Below are 21,445 nucleotides of genomic sequence, written 5' to 3'. Positions count from 1 at the left end.
ATTTCAGGCAGAACGGCAGTATTGGCCGAAGTTTTACTACAGTCTGGCTATCTACCAATCAGTAACAAGGCATTCCAGGCCACTCGAACGACCTTCGAGTGGCAGTCCTAATACTCCAGAACGTCTAAAAGTGACGATCACCACTACCTACGGACTAGTAACCTACGGTTCCGTAAGTAGGATGACGGCCATGACTGTGGAGGGGCCCATGACTGCGGATCCGGAGCGGACGACGGCGATGGAACCGCCCAAACCCAAGTGGCGCGGCTGGCTGCACGCCGGGATGTTCCCGGCCTCACTGGCCGCCGGCATCGTGCTGATCTGTCTGGCCGAATCCACCGCCGCGCGGGTGGCCTGCACGGTCTACTCGGTCAGCGCCTGGCTGCTGTTCGGCGTCAGCGCCGTCTACCACCGCTTCGACTGGGGCCCCCGGGGCGACGCGGTCCTGCGCAGGCTGGACCACGCGAACATCTTCCTGATCATCGCGGGCAGCTACACCCCGTTCACCGTGCTGCTCCTGCACGGCACCGCACGGCAGGTGCTGCTCTGGCTGGTCTGGGGCGGCGCACTGGCGGGGATCGGCTTCCGGGTGTTCTGGGTCGGCGCTCCGCGCTGGCTCTACACCCCGTGCTACGTCGCGCTCGGCTGGGCCGCGGTGTTCTTCCTGCCCGACTTCCTGCGGGCCGGCGGCGTGGCCGTGATGACCCTGATCGTGGTCGGCGGGGTGCTCTACACCCTGGGCGGGCTGGTCTACGGCCTCAAGCGGCCGGACCCGTCACCCCGCTGGTTCGGCTTCCACGAGGTCTTCCACGCCTTCACCCTCGGCGCCTTCATCGTGCAGTACGTCGGGATCTCACTGATCGCGTACAGCACCGCCGGCTGACACCCGCGCGTCCAACCTCTCCCGGGCCCGACGGCAGCGCTCACAGTGCGCCGCCTCGGGCCCTTCGCCTGCCGTGCGCACGTGCGCCCGAGTGCGGAAGCGCACCGCCACGTGCACCATCACCAGCAGCACCTCGGCGGCGGACACCACCCAGACCGCCCTCGGCCCGCCCAGCAGGTAGCCGAACACCACCGCGAGCGCGGCCGCGAGCGCCAGCACCGTGCCCCAGAACTGCGTGCGCCTGATCGCCATCGGCACCTCTCCGCCGTATGACCGTGGACCCGGACCTCTCCCCACCCAAGGTGACAGCCGCAACACGCTCCGGGGCGAACGGGGGGTCAACGCCGCATCAAATAAATGTGCCGGACCCGGACAGCCCACATTGACACCCTCCACCTTTTGGGAGTTACTGTCATTTGACACCAACCTCCGGAGGTCTCCCATGCCTGCCGTCCCCGACCCGCGCCGCTGGCTCGCCCTGATCGCCGTCGCCCTCAGCGTCCTGGTGATCAGCTTCGACCTGACGATCCTCAACGTGGCCCTGCCGACCCTCGCCGCCGACCTCGGCGCCACCACCGGCGCCCAGCAGTGGATCGTCGACGCCTACACCGTCGTGTTCGCCGCTGCGATGCTCCCGGCCGGCCTGCTCGGCGACCGGATCGGCCGGCGGCGGACCCTCACCCTGGGCCTGACCCTGTTCGGGCTCGCCTCCGCCGTCGGCATGCTCGCCGACAGCCCCGCCACCGTGATCGCGGCCCGCGCCGCGATGGGCCTGGCCGGCGCCCTGGTGATGCCGATGTCGCTGGCCGTCATCCCGGGCCTGTTCCCCGCCGGCGAGCAGCGCCGGGCGACCGCACTGCTGTCCACCGCGCTGGCCGCCGGCATGCCCTTCGGCCCGCTGCTCGGCGGACTGCTGCTCCAGCACTTCTGGTGGGGCTCGGTCTTCCTGATCAACCTGCCGCTGGTCGCCGTCGGCATCGCGGCCTGCCTGCTCCTGCTCCCCGAGTCCAAGGACCCGGCCGCGCCCGGGATCGACCTGCCCGGCGCCCTGCTCGGCGCGGGCGGGCTGGCCGCCCTCACCTACGGCATCATCGAGGGCCCCGGCCGCGGCTGGTCCGACCCGCTGGTGCTCGGCATGCTGACCGGCTCGGTGCTCGCCCTCACCGCCCTGGTGCTGCGCAGCCGCGGGCAGCGGCACCCGATGCTGGACCTCACCCTGCTCGCCGACCCGATGTTCCGCTGGTCGGCGGCGGCCGCGACGCTGGTCTCCGTGGTGCTGTTCGGGGCCTTCTTCGTCCTCCCGCTGTACTTCCAGAGCGTGCTGGGCACCGACGCCTTCGGCACCGGCCTGCGGCTGATGCCGATGATGCTCGGGCTGCTGGTGGCCGCCCGGCTCGGCGAGCGCCTGGTCGCCCGCTTCGGCCCGCGCGCGGTGATCACGGCAGGGCTCACCCTGCTGGCCGCCGCCCTCCTGCTCGGCAGCCGCACCACCCCCGCGGACGGCTACGGCTACACCGCCGTCTGGCTGCCGCTGGTCGGCGCCGGGATGGGGCTCGCCATCATCACCGCGACCGGCTCCGCCCTGCTGACCCTGCCGCCGGCCCGGGCCGGCGTCGGCTCGGGGCTGGTCCAGACCCTGCGCCAGGTCGGCGGGGCGATCGGGGTCGCCGCCTTCGGCAGCCTGCTGGCCGGCGGCTACCGGGGGGCGCTCGACACCACGGGCCTGCCGGCGGCCGCCGCACACACCGCCGGGGAGTCCGTGGTCGCCGCGGACGCCGTCGCCACCGCCCTCGGCGACCACGCGCTCACCCGCTCGGCACACGCCGCGTACGTGCACGGTATGGACTCGGTCCTGCTGGTCGCGGGTCTGATCGCGATCGTCTCGGCGCTGCTGATCGCGGCCCGGATGCCGTCCTCGGCCGGACCGGCCGCGCCGGCCCCGGCCCCCGGGAAGGCCGGAGCCGTAGCAGAATCTGGGGTATGACCGACACGCGCAGCGCCCCGGCCCCCACCCCCGCCTCCCCGGTGGAGGAGCTGATCGAGGCACCGCTGTCGCTGCGCGAGCGCAAGAAGCTGAAGACCCGCCAGGCGCTGCGGCGGGAGGCGTTCCGGCTGTTCGCCGAGCAGGGGTACGAGAACACCACCGTGGACCAGATCGCGGCGGCCGCCGAGGTCTCCCCCTCCACCTTCTTCCGCTACTTCGCCACCAAGGAGGACCTCGTCCTCACCGACGAGTACGACCCGGTGATGATCTCCGCGCTGATGGCCCGCCCCGCCGACGAACCGCTGCTGGTCTCCGGGCGGACGGTGCTGGTCGGGCTGCTGCGCCGGATCGTCGAGCGCGACCGCGACGAACTGCTGGTCCGGATGCGGCTGGCGCTGGCCGTCCCGGCCCTGCGGGCCAGGATGACCGAGTCCTCGGCGCAGCCCAAGCAGATGATCCTGGACGTGATGACCGAGCGGGCCGGCCTGGACGCCCCGACCCTGGAGATGCGGATCACCGCCGCGGCCTTCACCGCGGCACTGGTGGAGACCGCGCTGTACTGGGCCGAGCAGGACGGCCGCGAGGACATCGCCGACCTGCTCGACCACGCGCTGGAGGTGCTGGGGAACGGCCTGGCGGCCTGAGACCCTCCGACCCGGATCCGCCGGGCCGTTCCCCGTCACCCTCGCCCGGTGTCCGCTACCGCCCGCGGGCGGCCGCGCGGCGCCGGCGGGCCAGCGCGAGGGCGGCCACCAGGGTGGTACCGAGCGCCGCACCGGCCGTCAGCAGGGGCAGCCGGCCGGCCTCGGGGGCGGCGGCCTGCGCGTCGAAGCCGCCGCCGGTGCCCGTCCTGTCGTAGGCGCTGCCGGGCAGCTTGTCGCCGTACCGCCGGTGCACCAACTCCTGGTACGCGGCCAGGCTGACCCCGTCCGCACCCACCGAGCGGCGGGCGTCCTCGTCCAGCGGGAGCACCCGGCCGCCGCGCAGCACGTACCAGGCGTCCAGCTGCGGTTCGCGGAAGGCGGTGCCGCCGCCGCTGCTCGCCGCCCTGGCCGGGTAGTCGGTCTCGTCACCGCCGGTGGCGATGTTGACCACCCGCCAGCCGTCGCCCTGCCGGACGGTCCAGACCGAGGCGCTCCGGCCGTCCGTGGAGACCGCCTTGCTGGCGACGAAGTCGGCCGTGGCCACCAGGGCGCCGGCCGTGCCGGCCACGAAGCCCGCGCCGAGGGTGTACACCGCGACGGTCTCCCCGGTCAGCCGGGGGGCGGCCCGGTCCGCGGCCTGCGCCTCGTCGGCCGGGCTGATCGCCGGCCGCTGGGTCGGCGGGACGCCCTTGCGGGCGAAGAAGTGCCCCAGCCGGTCGAGCACGGCCGGGCTCTGGGCGGCGCTGCGGGCGGCCGCCAGGTCGGCGGGTGCCACCGGGGCGGGGCCGTCCGCCGCGAGGGCGGGCGCGGCGCCGGCCGAGGCGAGGCCCGCGACGAGGGCGGCGCAGGCGACGGCCCGCCGCAGGTTCTTCCGGTTGTCGGTCATGGCTGTCTCCTCACGCGCCGATCCGGTACAGGGAGTGGGTCCAGGAGAACGAGTTGTTGCTGACGTAGTACCAGTAGTCCGCCCAGTTGTAGCGGGAGCTGGAGGGCCACGGGTCGCCCCAGTAGACCCAGTTGTCGGCGGTGTCGTAGCCGTAGATCAGCTGCATGTGGCCACCGCCGGAGCTCCACTGGATCCGGGTCTCCACCGGGCGGTCGGCGTCGATCTCGCTCTGCACCGTGGTGTAGCGCAGGTAACCCGTCACGTACGAGCCCGGGTTGATGCCGATCCAGTTCAGCGCGGTCTGCACGTTGCCCAGCGTGGCCTGGTTGTTGGGGCAGGTGGAGTTGATCGACCGGTTGAACGCGGCGTTGCAGAACTGGTTCTGGCTGTAGTTGTGGCCGAAGTACGCGGCCACGGTGTTGCCGCTGCCGGCCCAGCACCAGTTGGTCTGCTGCTGTTGCTGCATGGTGATGTCGAGCGTGCGCCAGGTGGCGGCCTGGGCGGTCGGACCGGTGGGGACGGTCGAACCGGAGGCGGCGGTCCTGGTCGCGGGGGCGGAGGCCGGGGCGGGGGCGGGGGCCTCCGCGGCCGGGGTTCGGGCGTCGGCCGGGGTGGCCGCGGCCACCGTCAGGGTCGGCGCCAGGATGCCCAGCGCGAACGCGGCGACCGCGCGGCGCAGGTTTGTCCGGGGTGTTGGCATGGGGGTTTCCTCCTTGCGGCTACGCAGGAGTGGGGATGTGGGGGTGGCGTCCGGACGCGCTGCACCGAGGATCCGGCGTTGACCGGGCAGGGTCAACGGGACTGGAGCGCAAGGGGATCCTGGTGTGAACGGCCCCCGCCGGGTGTGAACGGAACCGCCCCGACCAGCGGTGTTGTCCAGGCCTGGTGACAACCCGCCGCCCAGGTGTGAATATTCACCCTCAGTCCGGGAGGCAGCCACGTGCCGGAGGCAGCCATGCAGCAGACCGTCCCGCCGGAACTGGCCGCAGCCCTGCGGACCGGCCCCTTCCATCTCGCCCTGCGCACCGCCATCGCCGCCCGCGGACTGGCCCTGCACCGGGTGCAGCAGCACCTGGCCCGCCGCGGCGTCCGGGTCGGGGTGACCAGCCTCAGCTACTGGCAGCAGGGCCGGCGCCGGCCCGAGCGGCCCGAGTCGCTGCGCGCCGTCCGGCTGCTGGAGGACGTGCTCGACCTGCCCACCCACTCGCTCACCCGGCTGCTCGGCCCCCGCCGCACCCCCGAACCACCGGCGGTCGGCCCGGCCACCCGCCCGTACCGGGACCTGATCGGCCCGGCCGAGGCCGTGGACGGGCTGCTCGCCACCATCGCCGGGCCTCCCGGCACCGCCCTGCACACCGTCACCCACATCGAACGGATCAGCGTCGGCGCCGACCGCCGCCAGCTGCGCCGCAGCTCACAGCACGTGCTGCGGGCCCACCGGGACGGCGTCGACCGCTACCTGGCGATCTACCAGGGCGACCCCGGCTGCGACATCACCCGGGTCGCCCTGCGCACCGAGGAGAACTGCCGGCCCGGCCGGATCCGCCGCGACCCGCAGGCCGGACTGCTGGTCGCCGAGCTCCTGCTGGACCGGCGGCTGCGCACCGGCGACACCCATCTGCTCGGCTACGGCTTCGAGGACGCGCCCGGCCCGGCCCCCAGCGACGAGTACGTCCGCGGCTTCAACGCGGGTGCCGGCCAGTACGTCCTGCAGGTCACCTTCCACCCCGACGCGCTGCCCGTCCGCTGCCACCGCTTCACCAGCCGCTCCCCGGGCGCGCGGCCCTCCGCGACCGAGGAGTTGACCCTGGACGGGCACCACGGCGTGCACCTGGTGGCCGCCGCGCTGCCGCCCTGCCTGCTGGGGATCCGCTGGGACTGGGAGTAGCCGGGGCCCCTCCGTCCGGGACGGTGCCCCGACGCGTCAGGCTCCGCCCGGTCGGCCCAGGTCGAGCGCGACCTCGTCCTGGACCGGCCGGTAGCCGAGCCTGCGGTAGATCGCGTTGCTGGTCGGGTTGGCCAGATCGGTGTGGAGCAGTACCTCGGCGGCTCCCCGGGCCAGCGCGTCGGCGGAGCCCGCGGCGACCAGTGCGCTCGCGTAGCCCCGGCCGCGCAGTCCGGGCGGGGTGTAGACCGGGCCGACCTTCACCGTCGCGGCGATCAGCGGGCCGACCCCGGCGAACGAGACCGGGCGGCCCCCGTCCTCCCACAGCGTCAGGGTGCCCGCGGCGGTCCGCCCGTCGACCAGCGCGCCGACGTCGGCCGGCAGCCGGATCCCGGCCTCGGCGGCGAACTCCCCGAACCAGCGCACCAGCAGCGCACGGTCCCCCGCGCGGGCCGCCCGGGACCGGCCACTCGGGGCGGGGACCGGCGCGCACAGCTCGCCCAGCCGGTGGAGCCGCTCCTGCCGGTCGACCGAGGTGGTGCCGCCCGTGAGCCGCTGCCAGGCCTCGGCGAAGGCCAGCGCGGCCTGCCTGCCGCCGTTCACCCGCTCCACCCGCAGGCCCAGACCGTGCATCAGCACGGCCAGTTCCGCCCCGGCCGCCGCGGGCATCAGGCCCAGCCGGGGCGGGAAGGGCGGCGTCCGGACGAAGGCCCCGGCGACCGGGGCCTGCGGTGCGGGGCGCCACCAGCCAAAGCCGGGCGGCTGGTCGCCGAAGGCGTCCGGGCCGTCCGTGCCGAGGCGGTGGGCGATCGAGAGCAGCACGGTGTTCTCGGCCGGGCGGGCGGCGAGGAACACGCCCGCCTCGGCTCGGAACTCTTCGAGGGAACTGCCGAGGGTCCAGGTCATACCGGGATCCTGGCCCGGGCCGAGGGCCGGGCGCACCCGGATCGCCTCAGTCCGTCACCCGGGCGCCCAGCCGGTCGGCCAGCTCACCGGCGTCCGCCGTCGGGGTGTCGCAGGTGAAGTGCCGGCAGACGTACGCGGCGGGCCGCCCGCCGAGCAGCGGCCGGTCGGCCAGCAGCGGGACGTCGGCGGTGCCGGCCTCGCCGACCGCGACCACCGCTCCCGGGGCCGTGCCGAGCAGCGCGGTGCGGTGCAGCGCGGCCGTCGCCGGGTCTCCCGCCGGTCCGACCACGGCCACCTCGCGCGGCCCGTCCAGCAGGGCCTCGGCGACCGCCAGGCCCCAGCCGATGAACCGCGGTGCCTTGGCGGCGAGCGCGCCCACGATGCCCAGCGCCCGTTCGGCGGCCGTGCGGTGGCGCTCGGAGCCGGTGTACGCGGCGTAGCCGAGCAGGGCGCCGGCGGCCGCCGTCCAGCCGGCGGGGGTCGCGTTGTCGGTCGGGTCCTGCGGACGGCGGATCAGTTCCTCGGCGTCGTCGGCGGTGTCGTAGAGCGCGCCCGACGCCTCGTCGAGGAAGTGCGCGAGGACGGTGTCCAGCAGGCCTCCGGCCAGGTCCAGCCAGGAGCTCTCGCCCGTGACGGCGTACAGCGCGAGGAAGCCCTCGGCGGTGTCCGCGTAGTCCTCCAGCACGCCCGCGTTGGTGCCGGGCCGGCCGTCCCGGGAGGTGCGCAGCAGCCGGCCCTCGGGGGTGAGGTGGACGGCGAGCAGCAGGTCGGCGGCGCGCTCGGCGGCCTCGACCAGGTCGGGGCGGTCCAGCAGGGCGCCGGTCTCGGCGAGGGCGGCGATGGCGAGGCCGTTCCAGGCGGCGACCACCTTGTCGTCGCGGGCGGGCGCGGGCCGTTCGGCGCGGGCGGCCAGCAGCCGGGTGCGGATCCGCTCGAAGGCCTCGGGGTCGGCGGGGTCGCGGAGCAGCTGGAGCACCGAGCTGCCGTGCTCGAACGTGCCGGTGACCTCGAAGAGTTCGACGGCGAGCGCGCCGTCCTCGGGGCCGAGGACGGCGGTCAGCTGCTCGGGTGTCCAGGCGTAGTAGGCGCCCTCGGTGGACTTCCCGGTGGCCGGGTCGGGCGAGTCCGCGTCCAGGGCGGACGCGAAGGCGCCCTCGGGGGTGCGCAGTTCGCGCAGCAGGAAGTCTGCGGTGGCGAGTGCGGTACGGCGGGCCTGCCCGCTGCCGGTGGCGCGCCACAGGTGCAGGTAGGTGCGCAGCAGCAGCGCGTTGTCGTAGAGCATCTTCTCGAAGTGCGGTACGACCCACCGGGCGTCGACCGCGTAGCGGGCGAAGCCGCCGCCGAGCTGGTCGTTGATGCCGCCGCGGGCCATCGCCTCGCAGGTGCGTCCGGCCATCTCCAGGGCGGCTTCGGAGCCGGTCCTGGCGTGGTGGCGGAGCAGGAACTCCACCACCATGGACGGCGGGAACTTGGGGGCGCCGCCGAAGCCGCCGGACCTGTCGTCGAAGCTGCGGCTGAGCCCGACCAGCGCCTGGTGCAGATCGGCGTCGGCGGGCGGGTGGTGGGCGGCGGCGCCGTAGACCGAGGCGCGCTCGGCGAGTTCGGCGCGGATCCGGGCGGCGACCTCGCCGACCTCCTCGCGGCGGTCGCGCCAGGCGGCGGTCACGCCCTCCAGCACCTGCCGGAAGCCCGGCATGCCGTGCCGGGCCTCGGGCGGGAAGTAGGTGCCGAAGTAGAACGGCTCCTTGTCCGGGGTGAGGAACACCGTCATCGGCCAGCCGCCCTGGCCGGTGGCGGCCTGGACCGCCTCCATGTAGACGGCGTCGACGTCCGGCCGCTCCTCGCGGTCGACCTTCACCGCGACGTAGTGCGCGTTGGCGTACTCCGCGACCGCCTCGTCCTCGAAGGACTCGTGGGCCATCACATGACACCAGTGGCAGGCCGCGTACCCGACCGACAGCAGCACGGGCACCCCGCGCCGACGCGCCTCCTCGAAGGCCTCCGGCCCCCACGGCCACCAGTCGACCGGGTTGTCGGCGTGCTGCAGCAGGTACGGCGAGGTCGCGTCCGCGAGACGGTTCGGCATGCCCCCATCCTTGCGCATCGGCGGCGCGCGCCGACGGAGGCGGAGGCTTCGGCCCGGGCCGCTACTTCTCGGTGGTCTCGGGCTCCTCGACGAAGTCGATCTTCTTGAAGCGGCTGTTCATCGACGTCAGCAGGAACCAGGTGGCGACGCCCAGCGCCGCGAAGACGACGAAGCCCAGCAGGCCGGGGGTCACCTTGGTCTCGTCGAGGGCGAGCTCGGTGGCGAGGTGGGTGAGGGTCACGGGGGTACTCATCTCTCCATGGTGACCCGGCCCTACACGGGCCGGGTCACCGGGGTGGTGCGTGTCGTGCGGGTGCGGCTACTTGCGCACGCCGGCGAAGAGGTCGTCCTCGGGCAGGTCGGTGTCGACGTGGGACTTGGCCAGCTCGTAGTCCTCGGTCGGCCAGACCTCCCGCTGGACGTCCAGCGGGACGCGGAACCACGGCCCGTCCGGGTCGATCTGGGTGGCGTGCGCGATCAGCGCCTTGTCCCGGATCTCGAACCAGTCGTCGCACCTCACCCGGGTGGTGATCTCGCGCTCGGCCCGGCCGCTCTTCTCCCAGCCCTCGATCCACTCACCGTAGGGGGAGTCGATGCCGTGCTCGGTGAGGTAGGCGTGCAGGGCGCGGATCCGGCCCATCGGGAAGCCGTGGTTGTAGTAGAGCTTCAGCGGCTGCCAGGGCGCCCCGGCCTCGGGGTACGCCTCCGGGTCCCCGGCGGCGTCGAAGGCCACCATGCTGATCTTGTGGGTCATGATGTGGTCGGGGTGCGGGTAGCCCCCGTTCTCGTCGTACGTGGTGATCACGTGCGGGCGGAACTCGCGGATCAGCTTCACCAGCGCACCCGCGGCCTCGTCCACGTCCTGGAGCGCGAAGCAGCCCTCCGGGAGCGGCGGCAGCGGGTCGCCCTCCGGCAGGCCGGAGTCGACGTAGCCGAGCCAGGCCTGGTCGACGCCGAGGATCTCGCGGGCCGCGTCCATCTCCTTGCGGCGCACCTCGTGGATGTTCGCCTCGACCCAGGAGTCACCCTGGAGCTTCGGGTTCAGGATGGAACCGCGTTCCCCCCCGGTGCAGGTGGCGACCAGGACGTCCACCCCCTGGGACACGTACATGGCCATGGTCGCCGCGCCCTTGCTGGACTCGTCGTCCGGGTGCGCGTGTACCGCCATCAGTCGCAACTGCTCAGTCAACGCCTGGTTCCTTCCAGGTATGTCCGGTTCGTCGGGCGGCTCCCCCGCCGCCTGTGGCGGACGTGCCCCTCCTATAGTGACGGACTGGAGGGCCCGTCGATTCCCGCTGCCGACCTAGGGCCCGTCGGCGAAAGGACCGAGCCCACCATGGCCTCCCGTACCAGGACCACCCCGGGTCTGCCCGAGGGCCGCTACAGCCGCCGCACCGACCAGGAGGCGGACCGCAGGCTGCGGGTGGCCGCCGTGGTGTGCGGGGTGCTCTTCCTGGGCCTGTTCGGCTGGCTGGGCGGCTCGTACCTGCTGCGCGAGACCACCATCAACGGCACCGTCCCCACCTTCGAGGCGGTCTCCGACAGCGAGGTGCAGCTCCAGCTCTCGGTGAGCAAGGGCGACGGCGTCGCCGGCGTCTGCACGGTGCGGTCGCGGGCCGCGGACGGCACGGTGGTCGGCCAGCACGACTTCCCCGTCCCGGCCGAGGACGACAGCTACACCGCGGTCGTCACGCTGCGCACCACCGCCCGGGGCACCACCGCCGAGCTGCTGGGCTGCACTCCCGCGAAGTGAGCGCGGCCCGACTCGGGGCCTTTTGCGCAAGTCACCCTTTCGGGCGCATATTCGAGGCGTCGGGCGGGAACCGGTACGGGGAGTCCGGTCCACCCCGACGCAACCGAGTGCTTACGCTCCGTCGATCACCCTCCCGCCGGGAGACGGAAATTGTTAGGCTCGTGGTTTCGCCCCTTCCCGGCCTCCGGCTCGGAAGCGGGCGTTGCTTTGTAGTACGACCGATATCGCCCCACCTGCTGACGAAAACCCTCAGCACCGCCCAGTACCGACGAGGAGCACCTGTGACCCAGACCAGCGATGACGTGACCTGGCTCACTCAGGCCCATTACGACCAGCTGAAGACCGAGCTGGAGTACCTGACCGGCCCGTGGCGCGTCGAGATCGCCCAGAAGATCGAGGCCGCCCGCGAGGAAGGTGACCTCAAGGAGAACGCCGGCTACCACGCGGCCAAGGAGGAGCAGGGCAAGACCGAGGCCCGGATCCGCCAGCTGACCCAGCTGCTGGAGCGCGCCAAGGTCGGCGAGGCCCCCGCCGACTCCGGCGTGGTGGCCCCCGGGATGCTGGTGACGGTCGCCTTCGACGGCGACCCGGAGGACACCATGGAGTTCCTGCTGGCCTCGCGCGAGGTGACCGACGACGCGCTCGACGTGTACTCGCCGCAGTCCCCGCTCGGCCGCGGCATCAACGGCAAGAAGGTCGGCGCGGACGCCACCTACGAGCTGCCGAACGGCCGCAAGGCCACCGTGAAGATCCTTGAGGCCAAGCCCTACAACGGCTGACCCCGCAGACACCGGAGCGGCCGTGACGCGTGCGTCACGGCCGCTCCGGCGTACCCGGCCCTGCGGCTGTCCGACCGCGGCGCGACCCCGGCTGTCCGACCGCGGCGCGACCCCGGCTGTCCGACCGCGGCGCGACCCCGGCTACCCGACCGCGGAGCGACCCCGGCTATCCGACCGCGGAGCGACCCTGCCTATCCGACCGCGGAGCGGTACTTGCGCACCGACAGCCACGAGAAGACCGCCATGATGATCAACGACCAGACCACCGAGACGATCACCGAGTGCTGCATCGGCCAGGAGTCCGGCGTCGGGCCGACCTGGTTGCCGAACAGGTCGCGGCAGGCCTGCACGGTGGCGCTGAACGGGTTCCAGTAGGCGATCGGCTGCAGCCAGGACGGCATCGAGCTGACCGGCACGAAGGCGTTCGAGATGAACGTCAGCGGGAACAGCCAGATCAGACCGGCCGAGGTGGCCGCCTCCGGGCTGCGCACCGACAGGCCGATCAGCGCGCCGATCCAGGAGAACGCGTAGCCGAGCAGGAGCAGCAGCCCGAACGCGGCGAGCGCCTTCGGGAAGCCCTCGTGGATCCGCCAGCCGACCAGCAGCGCGACCAGGGCCAGCACCAGCAGGGTGAACGCGGTCTGCACCAGGTCGGCCAGGGTGCGGCCGACCAGCACAGCGGAACGGGTCATCGGCAGCGACCGGAAGCGGTCGACCAGGCCCTTGGTCATGTCCTCCGCGATACCGGCGGAGGCGCCGGCGACCGCGAAGGTGACGGTCTGGGCGAAGATGCCGGCCATCAGGAACTGGGTGTACGTCGAGGAGCTGGCCGTGGTGCCGGGGATCTGGATCGCCCCGCCCATGACGTACGAGAACAGCAGGACGAACATCACCGGCTGCATCAGCCCGAAGACCACGATCTCCGGGATGCGGGTCATCCGGCGCAGGTTGCGCTTGGCGACCACCCAGGAGTCGTGGGCCATGGCGGCGATACCGCTGCGCTGGCGGGGGACGGCGCCGCCGATGGCGTGCGAGGTGGCGGTGGTCATCTCAGGCGTCCTTCCCGTGGCTCTTGCGCCCCTTGGCGGTCGGCTGGCCCTCGCCGTTGTCGGTCTCGGCCTCGGTGACGTGGCCGGTCAGCGAGAGGAAGACGTCGTCCAGGGTCGGCCGCCGCAGGCCGATGTCGTCGATCTCGATGGACCGGGCGTCCAGCTCGCGGATCACGTCGGCGAGCACCTTGGCGCCGCCGCTGACCGGGACGGTGATCTTTCGGGTGTTCTTCTCCACCGCCGGGTCGCCCTTGGCGTACGGCGCGAGCGCCGCGACCGCCTCGGTGACGTCGGCCCGGTCGTGCACGACGACCTCGACCCGCTCGCCGCCGATCTGCGCCTTGAGCTCGTCGGCGGTACCGCGGGCGATCACCTTGCCGTGGTCGACCACCGCGATGTCGTGGGCGAGGCGGTCGGCCTCCTCCAGGTACTGGGTGGTGAGCAGCAGCGTGGTGCCCTGCTCGACCAGGGTCTCGATGACCTCCCAGAGCGCCAGCCGGTTGCGCGGGTCGAGGCCGGTGGTCGGCTCGTCCAGGAACATCACGGGCGGGCGCACGACCAGCGCGGCGGCCAGGTCGAGCCGGCGCCGCATGCCGCCGGAGTAGGTCTTGGCGGTGCGGTCCATCGCCTCGGTGAGGTTGAACCACTCCAGCAGCTCCAGCGCGCGGGCCTTGGCGTCGCGCGGGGTCATCTGGTACAGCTCGCCGACCATCTGGAGGTTCTCACGGCCGGTCAGGTACTCGTCCACGGCGGCGTACTGGCCGGACAGGCCGATCAGGCTGCGCACCTTGTTGGGGTGCTTGAGCACGTCGACGCCGGCGACCGTGGCCCGGCCGGAGTCGGGGTTGAGCAGGGTGGTCAGCACCCGGACGGTGGTGGTCTTGCCGGCGCCGTTCGGGCCGAGCAGTCCGAGCACGGTGCCCTCGGGGACGTCGAGGCTGACGCCGTCGAGCGCGCGGACGTCCCCGAAGGTCTTCACCAGGTTCTCGGCTTGGATGGCTGGCGCCATGAGCCCGCCTCATCTCCTGTTGCGGAATGACTGATTTGCCCACTGTGTGTGGATAGCAGTACCCGAGCGGACCGGTCGGCAAGCTCGCGATACATCGCGAGTTTGGCAGTTCGCGATATATCGCGTCAAGGGTCATGCCTCCGGCCGTCCGGATCCCGCCGCGGTACGACCACACACCCTCTCAGGCGGCACTGACAACGCCCACCCCTATTACTGCGAGACCACGTAACCGGCGTCCCTCAGCTCGCCGATGACGGCCGCGCAGTGCTCCGGCCCCTTGGTCTCCAGGTGCAGGTCCACCTCGACCTCGGTCACGCCGAGCCGCGGGTCGATCCGCACGTGCGCCACGTCCAGCACGTTGGCGTCGACCCGGGTGAGCACCGCCAGCAGGTCCGCCAGCGAGCCCGGCCGGTCGGCCAGCCGGACCCGCAGCGACAGGTACCGGCCGGCCGCCGCGAGCCCGTTGCGCAGCACGCGCTGCATCAACTGCGGGTCGATGTTGCCGCCGGACAGCACCGCCACCACCGGGCCCTCGAACTCGTCCGGGTGCTCCAGCAGTGCCGCGATCGGGCTGGCCCCGGCCGGCTCGACCACCAGCTTGAACCGCTCCAGGCCCAGCAGCAGCGCCCGGGACAGCGACTCCTCGGAGACCGTGCGGATGCCGTCGGCCAGCGTGTTGATCACCTCGAACGGGATGTCCCCCGGCCGCCCCACCTGGATCCCGTCCGCCATGGTGGCGAAGCGCTCCAGCGTGACCGGCCGCCCCACCGCGAGCGAGGGCGGGTACGCCGCGGCGGCCGCCGCCTGCACCCCGACCACCCGGACGTCCGGGCGCAGCGGCTTGACCGCCGCGGCGATCCCCGCGAGCAGCCCCCCGCCGCCCACCCCGACCAGGATGGTGCGCACCTCCGGGCACTGCTCCAGGATCTCCAGGCCCAGGGTGGCCTGGCCGGTCACGATGTCCCAGTGGTCGAAGGGGTGGATGAAGACCGCGCCGGTCGCCTCCGCGTACCGCTGCGCGGCCTGCAGCGCCTCGTCCACCGTGCTGCCGTGCAGCCGCACCTCGGCGCCGTAGCCCTTGGTCGCCGCGACCTTGGGCAGCGGCGCGGCGAGCGGCATGAAGACGGTGGAGTGCACCCCCAGCAGCGCGGCGGCCAGCGCCACGCCCTGGGCGTGGTTGCCCGCGCTGGCGGCCACCACCCCGGCCGCCTTCTCCACCGGGGTCAGCCCGGCGATCCGCACGTACGCGCCGCGCAGCTTGAACGAGCCGGTGCGCTGGAGGTTCTCGCACTTGAGGTGGACCGGTGCGCCGATCAGCTCGGCGAGGTGCCGGCTGCTCTCCATCGGGGTGACCCGGGCGACCCCGGAGAGCATCTTCTGGGCGCCGCGGACATCGTCGATGGTGATCGGCCAACTGTGCATGCGGCCAGGGTACGGGGGCCGCGCATCACAAGCCGGGACGTCGGCGCTGTTCCCGGGTCCGCCGCTCGCGCGTACGCTGCTGGTTCACGAGCCACCCTCACCGCACCCCGATCGTGAGCCGCGATGACGACCACCTCGCCCCAGGCCACCGGAAGCAACGACCCGCTCCACGCCCAACTCCAGTACCAGGTCGCGGTGTTCGCCCGCCGGATGGAGCAGGTCCGGCTCGGCGCGGTCGGCGCGCTGGACCGCGCCGGCTACCTGCTGCTGGACCACCTGCACCGGCACGGCCCGGCCAACGTGAAGTCGCTGGCCGAGGCGCTGGGCATCGACTCCTCGACCGTCACCCGGCAGGCCGCGCCCCTGGTGCGGGCCGACCTGGTCGGCCGGGTGCCCTACCCGGCCGACCGGCGCTCCGTGCACCTCGCGCTGACCCCGCTCGGCGGCCGCAGACTGGCCGAGGTCCGGGCGGACCGGGAGGAGCTGATGCGTACGCTGACGGCCGGCTGGCCCGCCGAGGAGCAGCGGGCCTTCTGCACGCTGCTGGCCCGGTTCAACGACTCGCTGGAGTCGTACTGGGCCGGGCGGCCGGAGTGAACGGCCGTCAGCGCCGCGGCGGTCAGCCCAGAGCCTGCTGAAGGTCCGCCAGCAGGTCGTCGATCGACTCGATGCCGACCGAGACGCGCACCAGGTCGGCCGGCACCTCCAGGGCCGAACCGGCCACCGAGGCGTGGGTCATCCGGCCCGGGTGCTCGATCAGCGACTCCACGCCGCCGAGCGACTCGCCGAGGGTGAACAGCTTGGCGCGGTTGCAGACCTCGACCGCCGCCTCCTCGCCGCCGGCGACCCGGAAGGACACCATGCCGCCGAAGGCCTTCATCTGCTTGGCCGCGATGTCGTGCCCCGGGTGCTCCGGCAGGCCCGGGTACAGCACCTGGCTGACCTTGGCGTGCCCGCTGAGCAGCTCGACGATCTTCTCCGCGTTGGAGCTGTGCCGGTCCATCCGGACGCCGAGGGTCTTGATGCCGCGCAGCACCAGCCAGGCGTCGAACGGGCCGGAGACCGCGCCCATGGCGTTCTGGTGGTACGCCAGTTCCTCGCCGAGACCGGCCTCGGCCGCGACCAGCGCGCCGCCGACCACGTCCGAGTGCCCGCCCATGTACTTGGTGGTGGAGTGCACCACCACGTCGGCGCCGAGCGCGATCGGCTGCTGCAGGTAGGGGCTGGCGAAGGTGTTGTCGACCACCAGGATGGCGCCGGCGCCGTGCGCGATCTCGGCCAGACCGGCCAGGTCGGCGATGCCCAGCAGCGGGTTCGAGGGGGTCTCGACCCACACCGCGCGGGTGTTGGGGCGCAGCTGCTCGCGGACGGTCGCGAGGTCCTGCATGTTGGCGACGGAGAAGTCGACGCCCCAGCGGGTCAGCACCTTGGCGAACAGCCGGAAGGTGCCGCCGTAGGCGTCGTTCGGGATGACGATGTGGTCGCCCGGCTTGAGGACGGTCCGCAGCAGGGTGTCCTCGGCGGCGAGGCCGGAGGCGAAGGCGAGGCCCCGGCTGCCGCCCTCCAGCGCGGCGAGGCACTCCTCCAGCGCGGTTCTGGTCGGGTTGGCGGAGCGGCTGTACTCGTAGCCGCCGCGCAGCCCTCCCACTCCGTCCTGCTTGTAGGTGGAGACCTGGTAGATCGGCGTGACGACGGCCCCGGTCTGGGGGTCTGCTTCCTGACCCGCATGGATGGCGAGAGTCTCGAAGCCCTGGGGAAGCTGGTGCTCGGTCATGGAACCGAGCCTAGTGCGCGAACGCCGCGCGGGTCGGCCAACCCCGCAGCCGCCCCTCCCGCCCTCGCACCGGACGCCGGTGGTTCCGCTACGGCCTTCACCCGTCACCCACGTGATCAACTCGCCGGATCGTCCAGTTCTCCGCCCGGCATCGTCCTCGGTGTCCCGCTCTCCCGCCGGCCGCGGCACGCCGACCCGCGGCCGGGCGGCGGCACCCGGCGGCCGGCGCCCCGGGCGGTGACGGCTATCCTCCGGGTCTTGATCAAATCGGAGGATGACGCATGAGCAGTGGTGTACGGCTGGTGGGCGTGGTGGCGGCCGTCCGGATACAGGCGGCACTGCTGCTGCCGGTGAGCCTGGTGAGCTGCGTGCCCGCGGTCACCGGCGGTGCGCACCGGTTCACACCCGTCGCGACGGCGGGCATGGCGGCGGTGCTCTTCGTGAGCACCTTCGGGGCGCTGCTGAACAACCGCCGCCCCTGGTACCGGTCGAGGCTGGAGCGGCTGACCGCGCCCGGGCCGGACGCGGACGTGGTCGCGCTCGACCGGACCTTCGACCTGTACTCCCGTTCCATGACCGTACCCCTGGTGATGGTGCTGCTGGTGGGGCTCGTGGTCTGTTACTCGACCGGGGTGCCCATCGGGATGGCCGTGGCCGGCATCGCCGGCGGCATGCTGTGGCTGTCGGGCCGGCTCGCCGCCCAGGAGCGGCTCCTGGGCGGCTGGATAGTCGGCCCCCACATGCCCGTGCGGACGACCACCGCGGACCCGAACTACGCCGTCTACCGCGAGTCCCGCTTCTACCTGGTCCGCGACGCGTCGTCCTGACCACCCGCGGTGACGGACTCCGCGGGGCCGGCCTCAGGCCGCCCGGCGGACCTCGTGCAGGAAGCAGCCGAAGGCCAGCGCGCGGACGTGCACCACGGCCACCTCCGGGTCCGCCAGCACCTGGGCCACCGTCCGTTCCAGGTCCTGCGGGCCGGACGGGCGGCCTCCCAGGATCCGTCCGCGACGGTCGTAGCCGCGGACCACCCGCTCACCCCCGTGCAGACCGGCCGGCCAGCCGCCCGCCGGCCCGCGGCACTCCCCGGCGTGGACGAACACCGGCCCCTGCTCGTCGTACGGGCCGGGGTCGGCGCCGGTCTCGGCGGCCCAGCGGCGCAGCGGCGCGTAGGAGAGCAGCAGGATCTCCTCGCCCGGGCGGGCCCGGTCGAGGCAGCAGCGCAGGGGCGCTCCCCCGGTGGTGTCCACGGACGGGACGGGCGGGCGCCCGGCGTCGTCCCGCACGCGCAGGGTGCGGAGCACCTCGGCGGGGATGGCTCGGATGTCGAGTGCGTTCATGCGTCCAGCCTGCCGGGCCCGGGGCCGCCGGTCCGGCGGGAATCGGACCTCACGCTGTCCGCGGACCGGCCGTCAGCTCTTCTTCGGCAGCATCTGCTTGATGTCCTCGTAGTCGAGGCCGCTCTCGTTCATCATCCGGACGGTGCTCTCCTTGAGGCCGCCCGCGACCAGTTCCTTGATCTGGGCGTCGGTGAGCGGCTTGCCCGGGCCGAAGTCCCCGGCTCCGAAGTCCCCGGCGCCGAAGTCCCCGGAGTCGGGCTCCTGGCTCTGGACCAGCTCCATGAACCCGTCGATGTCCTGCTTGGTGAGGTTCTCGGCCCCGGTCGGGGCCTGCGGCGCGGCGCCCTGGTCGCTCAGCGAGAGCTTGAGCGGGACGTGCAGGCCCAGCCCGGCCTGGCCCTCGAACTGGGCGAGGTCCAGGACCACCGAGGACAGCGAGCCGCCCTTGAGGTAGAGGTCCACCCGCAGGGTGCGGTTGGGGAGGTCGCGGGAGTCGTCGAGCCGGTCGAGGCCGCCCGGAAAGCCGGGCACGGGGAAGCCGGGGAACGTGTCGGCGCCCGGGCGGACGGCGCCGAGCAGACCCTCCATCAGCGGCCGGGTGGGCGCGTTGAGGCGGATGTGCTCGACGCCGTCCCGGGTGCCGAGGTCGTCGAAGGTGACGTTGCGGGCGAAGACGTCCTTCAGCGAGGAGAACATCTCGTCGGCGGCCTTCGGGTCCGTCGAGGGCGCCGCGCCGGGGCCGCCGGGCCTGGCGCCCTTCGGCGCCCTGGCGCCGGCGGCGGTGTCGGTGAACTCCTGCAGCAGCGCCGGGTCGAACGAGACCCACTGGTTCGACAGGCCGTCCTTGACGGTCTTGAGCTCGGGCGGCAGCGAGTCGACCATCGAGCGGGCGTCCGCGGTGGCGTCGCCGGAGAGTCCGGCGAGCGCCACGGCGTCGGCCTTGGCGTAGACCTTGGCGTCGACCTGGCGGACGTCAAGGTAGGTCTTGCCGCCGCTCTTGGCCGCCAGCTCGTAGGCGATGTCGAGATCCTTGTCGCCGGTCAGGCCGTCGGGGCCGGCGGTGGCCGGCACGGAGGGGCCGATGTCCTTGAGCGGCTTGTCGGCGCCGAGCGAGACGGTCAGCTTCAGGTCGGTGATCATCTGGGCCTCGGACCGCTCCAGCGGTTCGCTGTCCGCGGAGGCCTTCGACAGCGCGATCAGCTGGTCCGCGGTGGCGTCGAGGGACAGTTCGACCTTGAGGTTCCTGGCGTCGCCGAGCCGGCCGAAGGCCGTGGACACCTTGTCCGCCGTGCTGATCTGTTCCACGGTGCCGCAGGCCGCGAGCCCGGCGGCGAGGACCGCGGTGCAGGCGGTCACGGCTATCGCGGTACGGGTGGTGCCGCGGCGGCGGATGGCGGTGCTGATGGCTGTCTCCTGAGGGACGGCGGCCCGGGCGTGCGTGCTGGGCGTGCGTGCTGGGCGGCGGGCGTACCGATACGGGGTCGGCGGTCAGCAAAGCACGCGCCGGGCACCGCGGGTACCGATTTTCTCCACCTCGCGGTGAGGACGCGGCCCAAGGTATACCCACGCTCCGTCAGCCCCGGAACGGGGTCGGCCCCGGATCCGGCCGCGTGCTCGTGGTGGGTCCGGGGCCGTCGCCCTGGTGGCGCGGGATCAGATCGCGCTGCCGGCCTGCCACTGGGCCCAGGCCATGTTCCAGTCGCTCAGGCCGTTGGCCGGATCGACCGGCCGGTCACCGGAGTTGACCACCTCGACCACGTCGCCGATCAGCGAGCTGTCGTAGAACTTCGCCGCGTCGGTGCGCGGGTCGTCGCCGCCCTGGACGTCACGCAGCGCGATGCAGCCGTGGCTGGTGTTGGCTTTGCCGAACTGCGAGGGTGGCGACCAGTAGTTGCCGTGGATGAAGGTGCCGGAGGCGGTCAGGCGCTGGGCGTGCGGCACGTCCGGGATGTTGTACTCGTCGCCCAGGCCGACCGTGGCGGAGTCCATCTTGGTCTGCTTGAACTGCTCCGAGATGACCAGCTTGCCGGACCAGGTCCTGTGGTCGGGAGCGCCGCCGATGATCGGGTAGACCGCGGTGACACGGCCGTCGGTGGTCACGGTGAGGGTGTGCGCGGCCAGGTCGGCGACGCTGGTCTGGCTGCGGCCGACGGTGAAGGTGACGTCCTTGGACTGGATGCCGTAGACGCCCCGCACCCCCTCGACGTCCTTCAGCCGGAGCTTGAGGGTGACCCGGGTGCCCGCGGCCCAGTACTGCTGCGGGCGGAAGTCCAGCCGGGTGCTGGAGAACCAGTGGCCGACGACCTCGACCCCGGGGTCGGCGACCACGGTGATCGCCTCCTGGACGGCCCTGCGGTTGGTGATCGCCTTGTTGAACCTGATCGACACCGGCATGCCGACACCGACCGTGGAGCCGTTCTCCGGCGTGAAGTACCCGACGAAGGTGCTGGCCGGGGTGGCGGTGGCGAAGCTCGCGTTGGCGTCCGCCTCGCGGTTGTCCTTGTCGACGGCGGCGACGGCGACGGTGTACTTGGTGCCGCTGAGCAGCTGCCCCGTGGAGGTCCAGGCGGACCCGTCCGGAGTCGGCTGCCCGGGTATCAGGGTGCCGGCCTCGTCGGCGAGCGTGACCGAGCTCAGCCTGCCGTCCACCACGGTGACCTTGACCGGCTGCCCGAAGGGGGCGTCGGTGGTGCCGTCGGCCGGCGAGATGGTGATCTTCGCGATCGAGGCCTTGGGGCTGCTGCTGGGGGTGGCGGCGGCCCCGTCCGTCGGCCCGCCGGAGGCCGCGCCGGCGCCCTTGTCCTCGTTGCAGGCCGCGACGAACAGCACCGGCGCGCCCAGCAGCCCTGCGAGGACGCCGCGACGGGTCCACTGGCCCCCGCGCGGTCGGTCCTGCTTCTCCGGCTTCTCCGGTGCGGTCACTGCGCACTCCCTGCTGCTCGCCCTGCGGACATTCCGACCGAAACCCGTCATTCGATCGGGTTCGTTCCCTGCCGAAATGGTTGAGACCATACGAGAGTACTCAAGATCCCAACAGAACGGACA

The 21,445-nt window shown here is 72.8% G+C and carries 22 protein-coding genes; 8 read left to right on the top strand and 14 right to left on the bottom strand.

Annotated features, from left to right (window positions below; translation table 11 throughout):
• Positions 1–181: 181 nt before the first annotated feature.
• Positions 182–883 (top strand): hemolysin III family protein, encoded by a 702-nt coding sequence (locus OG871_RS22860; RefSeq protein WP_371498844.1) that lies wholly within the window; start codon positions 182–184, stop codon positions 881–883.
• Here the strand turns inward: OG871_RS22860 and OG871_RS22855 are convergent.
• Positions 854–1,135: a hypothetical protein gene (locus OG871_RS22855; RefSeq protein ID WP_371498843.1), complete on the bottom strand. Its 282-nt coding sequence runs from the start codon at positions 1,133–1,135 to the stop codon at positions 854–856. The two genes, OG871_RS22860 and OG871_RS22855, sit on opposite strands and share 30 nt — an antisense overlap.
• Before the next feature lie 190 nt (positions 1,136–1,325).
• On the opposite strand from OG871_RS22855, the gene OG871_RS22850 reads away from it, so the two are divergent.
• Positions 1,326–2,867, top strand: coding sequence for an MFS transporter (locus OG871_RS22850; RefSeq protein WP_371498842.1), 1,542 nt, complete (start codon positions 1,326–1,328; stop codon positions 2,865–2,867).
• Positions 2,864–3,511, top strand: coding sequence for a TetR family transcriptional regulator (locus OG871_RS22845; protein WP_371498841.1), 648 nt, complete (start codon positions 2,864–2,866; stop codon positions 3,509–3,511). Before OG871_RS22850 ends, OG871_RS22845 begins: the two co-directional genes overlap by 4 nt.
• A gap of 55 nt (positions 3,512–3,566) precedes the next feature.
• Here OG871_RS22845 and OG871_RS22840 read toward each other — a convergent pair whose 3' ends face one another.
• Both OG871_RS22840 and OG871_RS22835 read right to left on the bottom strand, forming a co-directional pair.
• A complete protein-coding gene (locus tag OG871_RS22840) occupies positions 3,567–4,397 on the bottom strand; it encodes a hypothetical protein (protein WP_371498840.1) in 831 nt (276 codons plus the stop codon).
• A 10-nt stretch (positions 4,398–4,407) separates the two neighbouring features.
• Entirely contained in the window at positions 4,408–5,097 is a 690-nt protein-coding gene (locus OG871_RS22835; protein ID WP_371498839.1) for a papain-like cysteine protease family protein, read from the bottom strand.
• A 255-nt stretch (positions 5,098–5,352) separates the two neighbouring features.
• On the opposite strand from OG871_RS22835, the gene OG871_RS22830 reads away from it, so the two are divergent.
• Positions 5,353–6,285, top strand: coding sequence for a hypothetical protein (locus OG871_RS22830; RefSeq protein WP_371498838.1), 933 nt, complete (start codon positions 5,353–5,355; stop codon positions 6,283–6,285).
• Between the two features lie 36 nt (positions 6,286–6,321).
• On the opposite strand, the gene OG871_RS22825 is transcribed toward OG871_RS22830, so the two are convergent.
• The 4 genes from OG871_RS22825 to mca form a co-directional block, all read right to left on the bottom strand.
• Positions 6,322–7,188: a GNAT family N-acetyltransferase gene (locus OG871_RS22825; RefSeq protein ID WP_371498837.1), complete on the bottom strand. Its 867-nt coding sequence runs from the start codon at positions 7,186–7,188 to the stop codon at positions 6,322–6,324.
• A 46-nt stretch (positions 7,189–7,234) separates the two neighbouring features.
• Entirely contained in the window at positions 7,235–9,274 is a 2,040-nt protein-coding gene (locus OG871_RS22820) for a thioredoxin domain-containing protein (RefSeq protein WP_371498836.1), read from the bottom strand.
• 61 nt (positions 9,275–9,335) lie between these two features.
• Positions 9,336–9,527, bottom strand: coding sequence for a hypothetical protein (locus OG871_RS22815; protein ID WP_371498835.1), 192 nt, complete (start codon positions 9,525–9,527; stop codon positions 9,336–9,338).
• 66 nt (positions 9,528–9,593) lie between these two features.
• Positions 9,594–10,463, bottom strand: a complete 870-nt coding sequence (mca, locus tag OG871_RS22810) for a mycothiol conjugate amidase Mca (protein WP_371498834.1) — start codon at positions 10,461–10,463, stop codon at positions 9,594–9,596.
• 147 nt (positions 10,464–10,610) lie between these two features.
• Between mca and OG871_RS22805 the strand changes: the two genes are divergently transcribed.
• Positions 10,611–11,027: a DUF4307 domain-containing protein gene (locus OG871_RS22805; protein WP_371498833.1), complete on the top strand. Its 417-nt coding sequence runs from the start codon at positions 10,611–10,613 to the stop codon at positions 11,025–11,027.
• Between the two features lie 281 nt (positions 11,028–11,308).
• Positions 11,309–11,806: a transcription elongation factor GreA gene (gene greA / locus OG871_RS22800; protein WP_371498832.1), complete on the top strand. Its 498-nt coding sequence runs from the start codon at positions 11,309–11,311 to the stop codon at positions 11,804–11,806.
• A 191-nt stretch (positions 11,807–11,997) separates the two neighbouring features.
• Here the strand turns inward: greA and OG871_RS22795 are convergent, their stop codons facing one another.
• From OG871_RS22795 to ilvA, 3 genes are all read right to left on the bottom strand, one after another.
• Complete coding sequence (locus tag OG871_RS22795) at positions 11,998–12,855, bottom strand: ABC transporter permease (protein WP_371498831.1); 858 nt, start codon at positions 12,853–12,855, stop codon at positions 11,998–12,000.
• Between the two features lies 1 nt (position 12,856).
• Positions 12,857–13,864 carry an ATP-binding cassette domain-containing protein gene (locus OG871_RS22790; protein WP_371498830.1) on the bottom strand — a complete coding sequence of 336 codons (1,008 nt, stop codon included), beginning with the start codon at positions 13,862–13,864 and terminating at the stop codon, positions 12,857–12,859.
• A 210-nt stretch (positions 13,865–14,074) separates the two neighbouring features.
• A complete protein-coding gene (gene ilvA, locus OG871_RS22785) occupies positions 14,075–15,286 on the bottom strand; it encodes a threonine ammonia-lyase (RefSeq protein WP_371498829.1) in 1,212 nt (403 codons plus the stop codon).
• A 123-nt stretch (positions 15,287–15,409) separates the two neighbouring features.
• On the opposite strand from ilvA, the gene OG871_RS22780 reads away from it, so the two are divergent.
• A complete protein-coding gene (locus OG871_RS22780) occupies positions 15,410–15,883 on the top strand; it encodes a MarR family winged helix-turn-helix transcriptional regulator (RefSeq protein WP_371498828.1) in 474 nt (157 codons plus the stop codon).
• Positions 15,884–15,905: 22 nt separating this feature from the next.
• Here OG871_RS22780 and OG871_RS22775 read toward each other — a convergent pair whose 3' ends face one another.
• Entirely contained in the window at positions 15,906–17,060 is a 1,155-nt protein-coding gene (locus OG871_RS22775; RefSeq protein ID WP_371498827.1) for a cystathionine gamma-synthase, read from the bottom strand.
• Between the two features lie 281 nt (positions 17,061–17,341).
• On the opposite strand from OG871_RS22775, the gene OG871_RS22770 reads away from it, so the two are divergent.
• On the top strand, positions 17,342–17,887 hold the full coding sequence (locus OG871_RS22770; protein WP_371498826.1) for a hypothetical protein: 546 nt from the start codon (positions 17,342–17,344) through the stop codon (positions 17,885–17,887).
• Positions 17,888–17,920: 33 nt separating this feature from the next.
• Here OG871_RS22770 and OG871_RS22765 read toward each other — a convergent pair whose 3' ends face one another.
• The 3 genes from OG871_RS22765 to OG871_RS22755 form a co-directional block, all read right to left on the bottom strand.
• A complete protein-coding gene (locus OG871_RS22765) occupies positions 17,921–18,400 on the bottom strand; it encodes a DUF1203 domain-containing protein (RefSeq protein ID WP_371498825.1) in 480 nt (159 codons plus the stop codon).
• Between the two features lie 72 nt (positions 18,401–18,472).
• Positions 18,473–19,756, bottom strand: a complete 1,284-nt coding sequence (locus OG871_RS22760) for a hypothetical protein (RefSeq protein WP_371498824.1) — start codon at positions 19,754–19,756, stop codon at positions 18,473–18,475.
• Between the two features lie 297 nt (positions 19,757–20,053).
• The gene (locus tag OG871_RS22755) at positions 20,054–21,322 is read right to left on the bottom strand and encodes an Ig-like domain-containing protein (protein ID WP_371498823.1); all 1,269 of its coding nucleotides are present in this window, start codon (positions 21,320–21,322) and stop codon (positions 20,054–20,056) included.
• Between the last annotated feature and the right edge of the window lie 123 nt (positions 21,323–21,445).

The sequence above is a fragment of the Kitasatospora sp. NBC_00374 genome (genome assembly GCF_041434935.1).
Classification (GTDB): Bacteria; Actinomycetota; Actinomycetes; order Streptomycetales; family Streptomycetaceae; genus Kitasatospora.
Note: the sequence above shows the minus strand (reverse complement) of the source record. Positions and strands in the feature narration are given on the sequence as shown.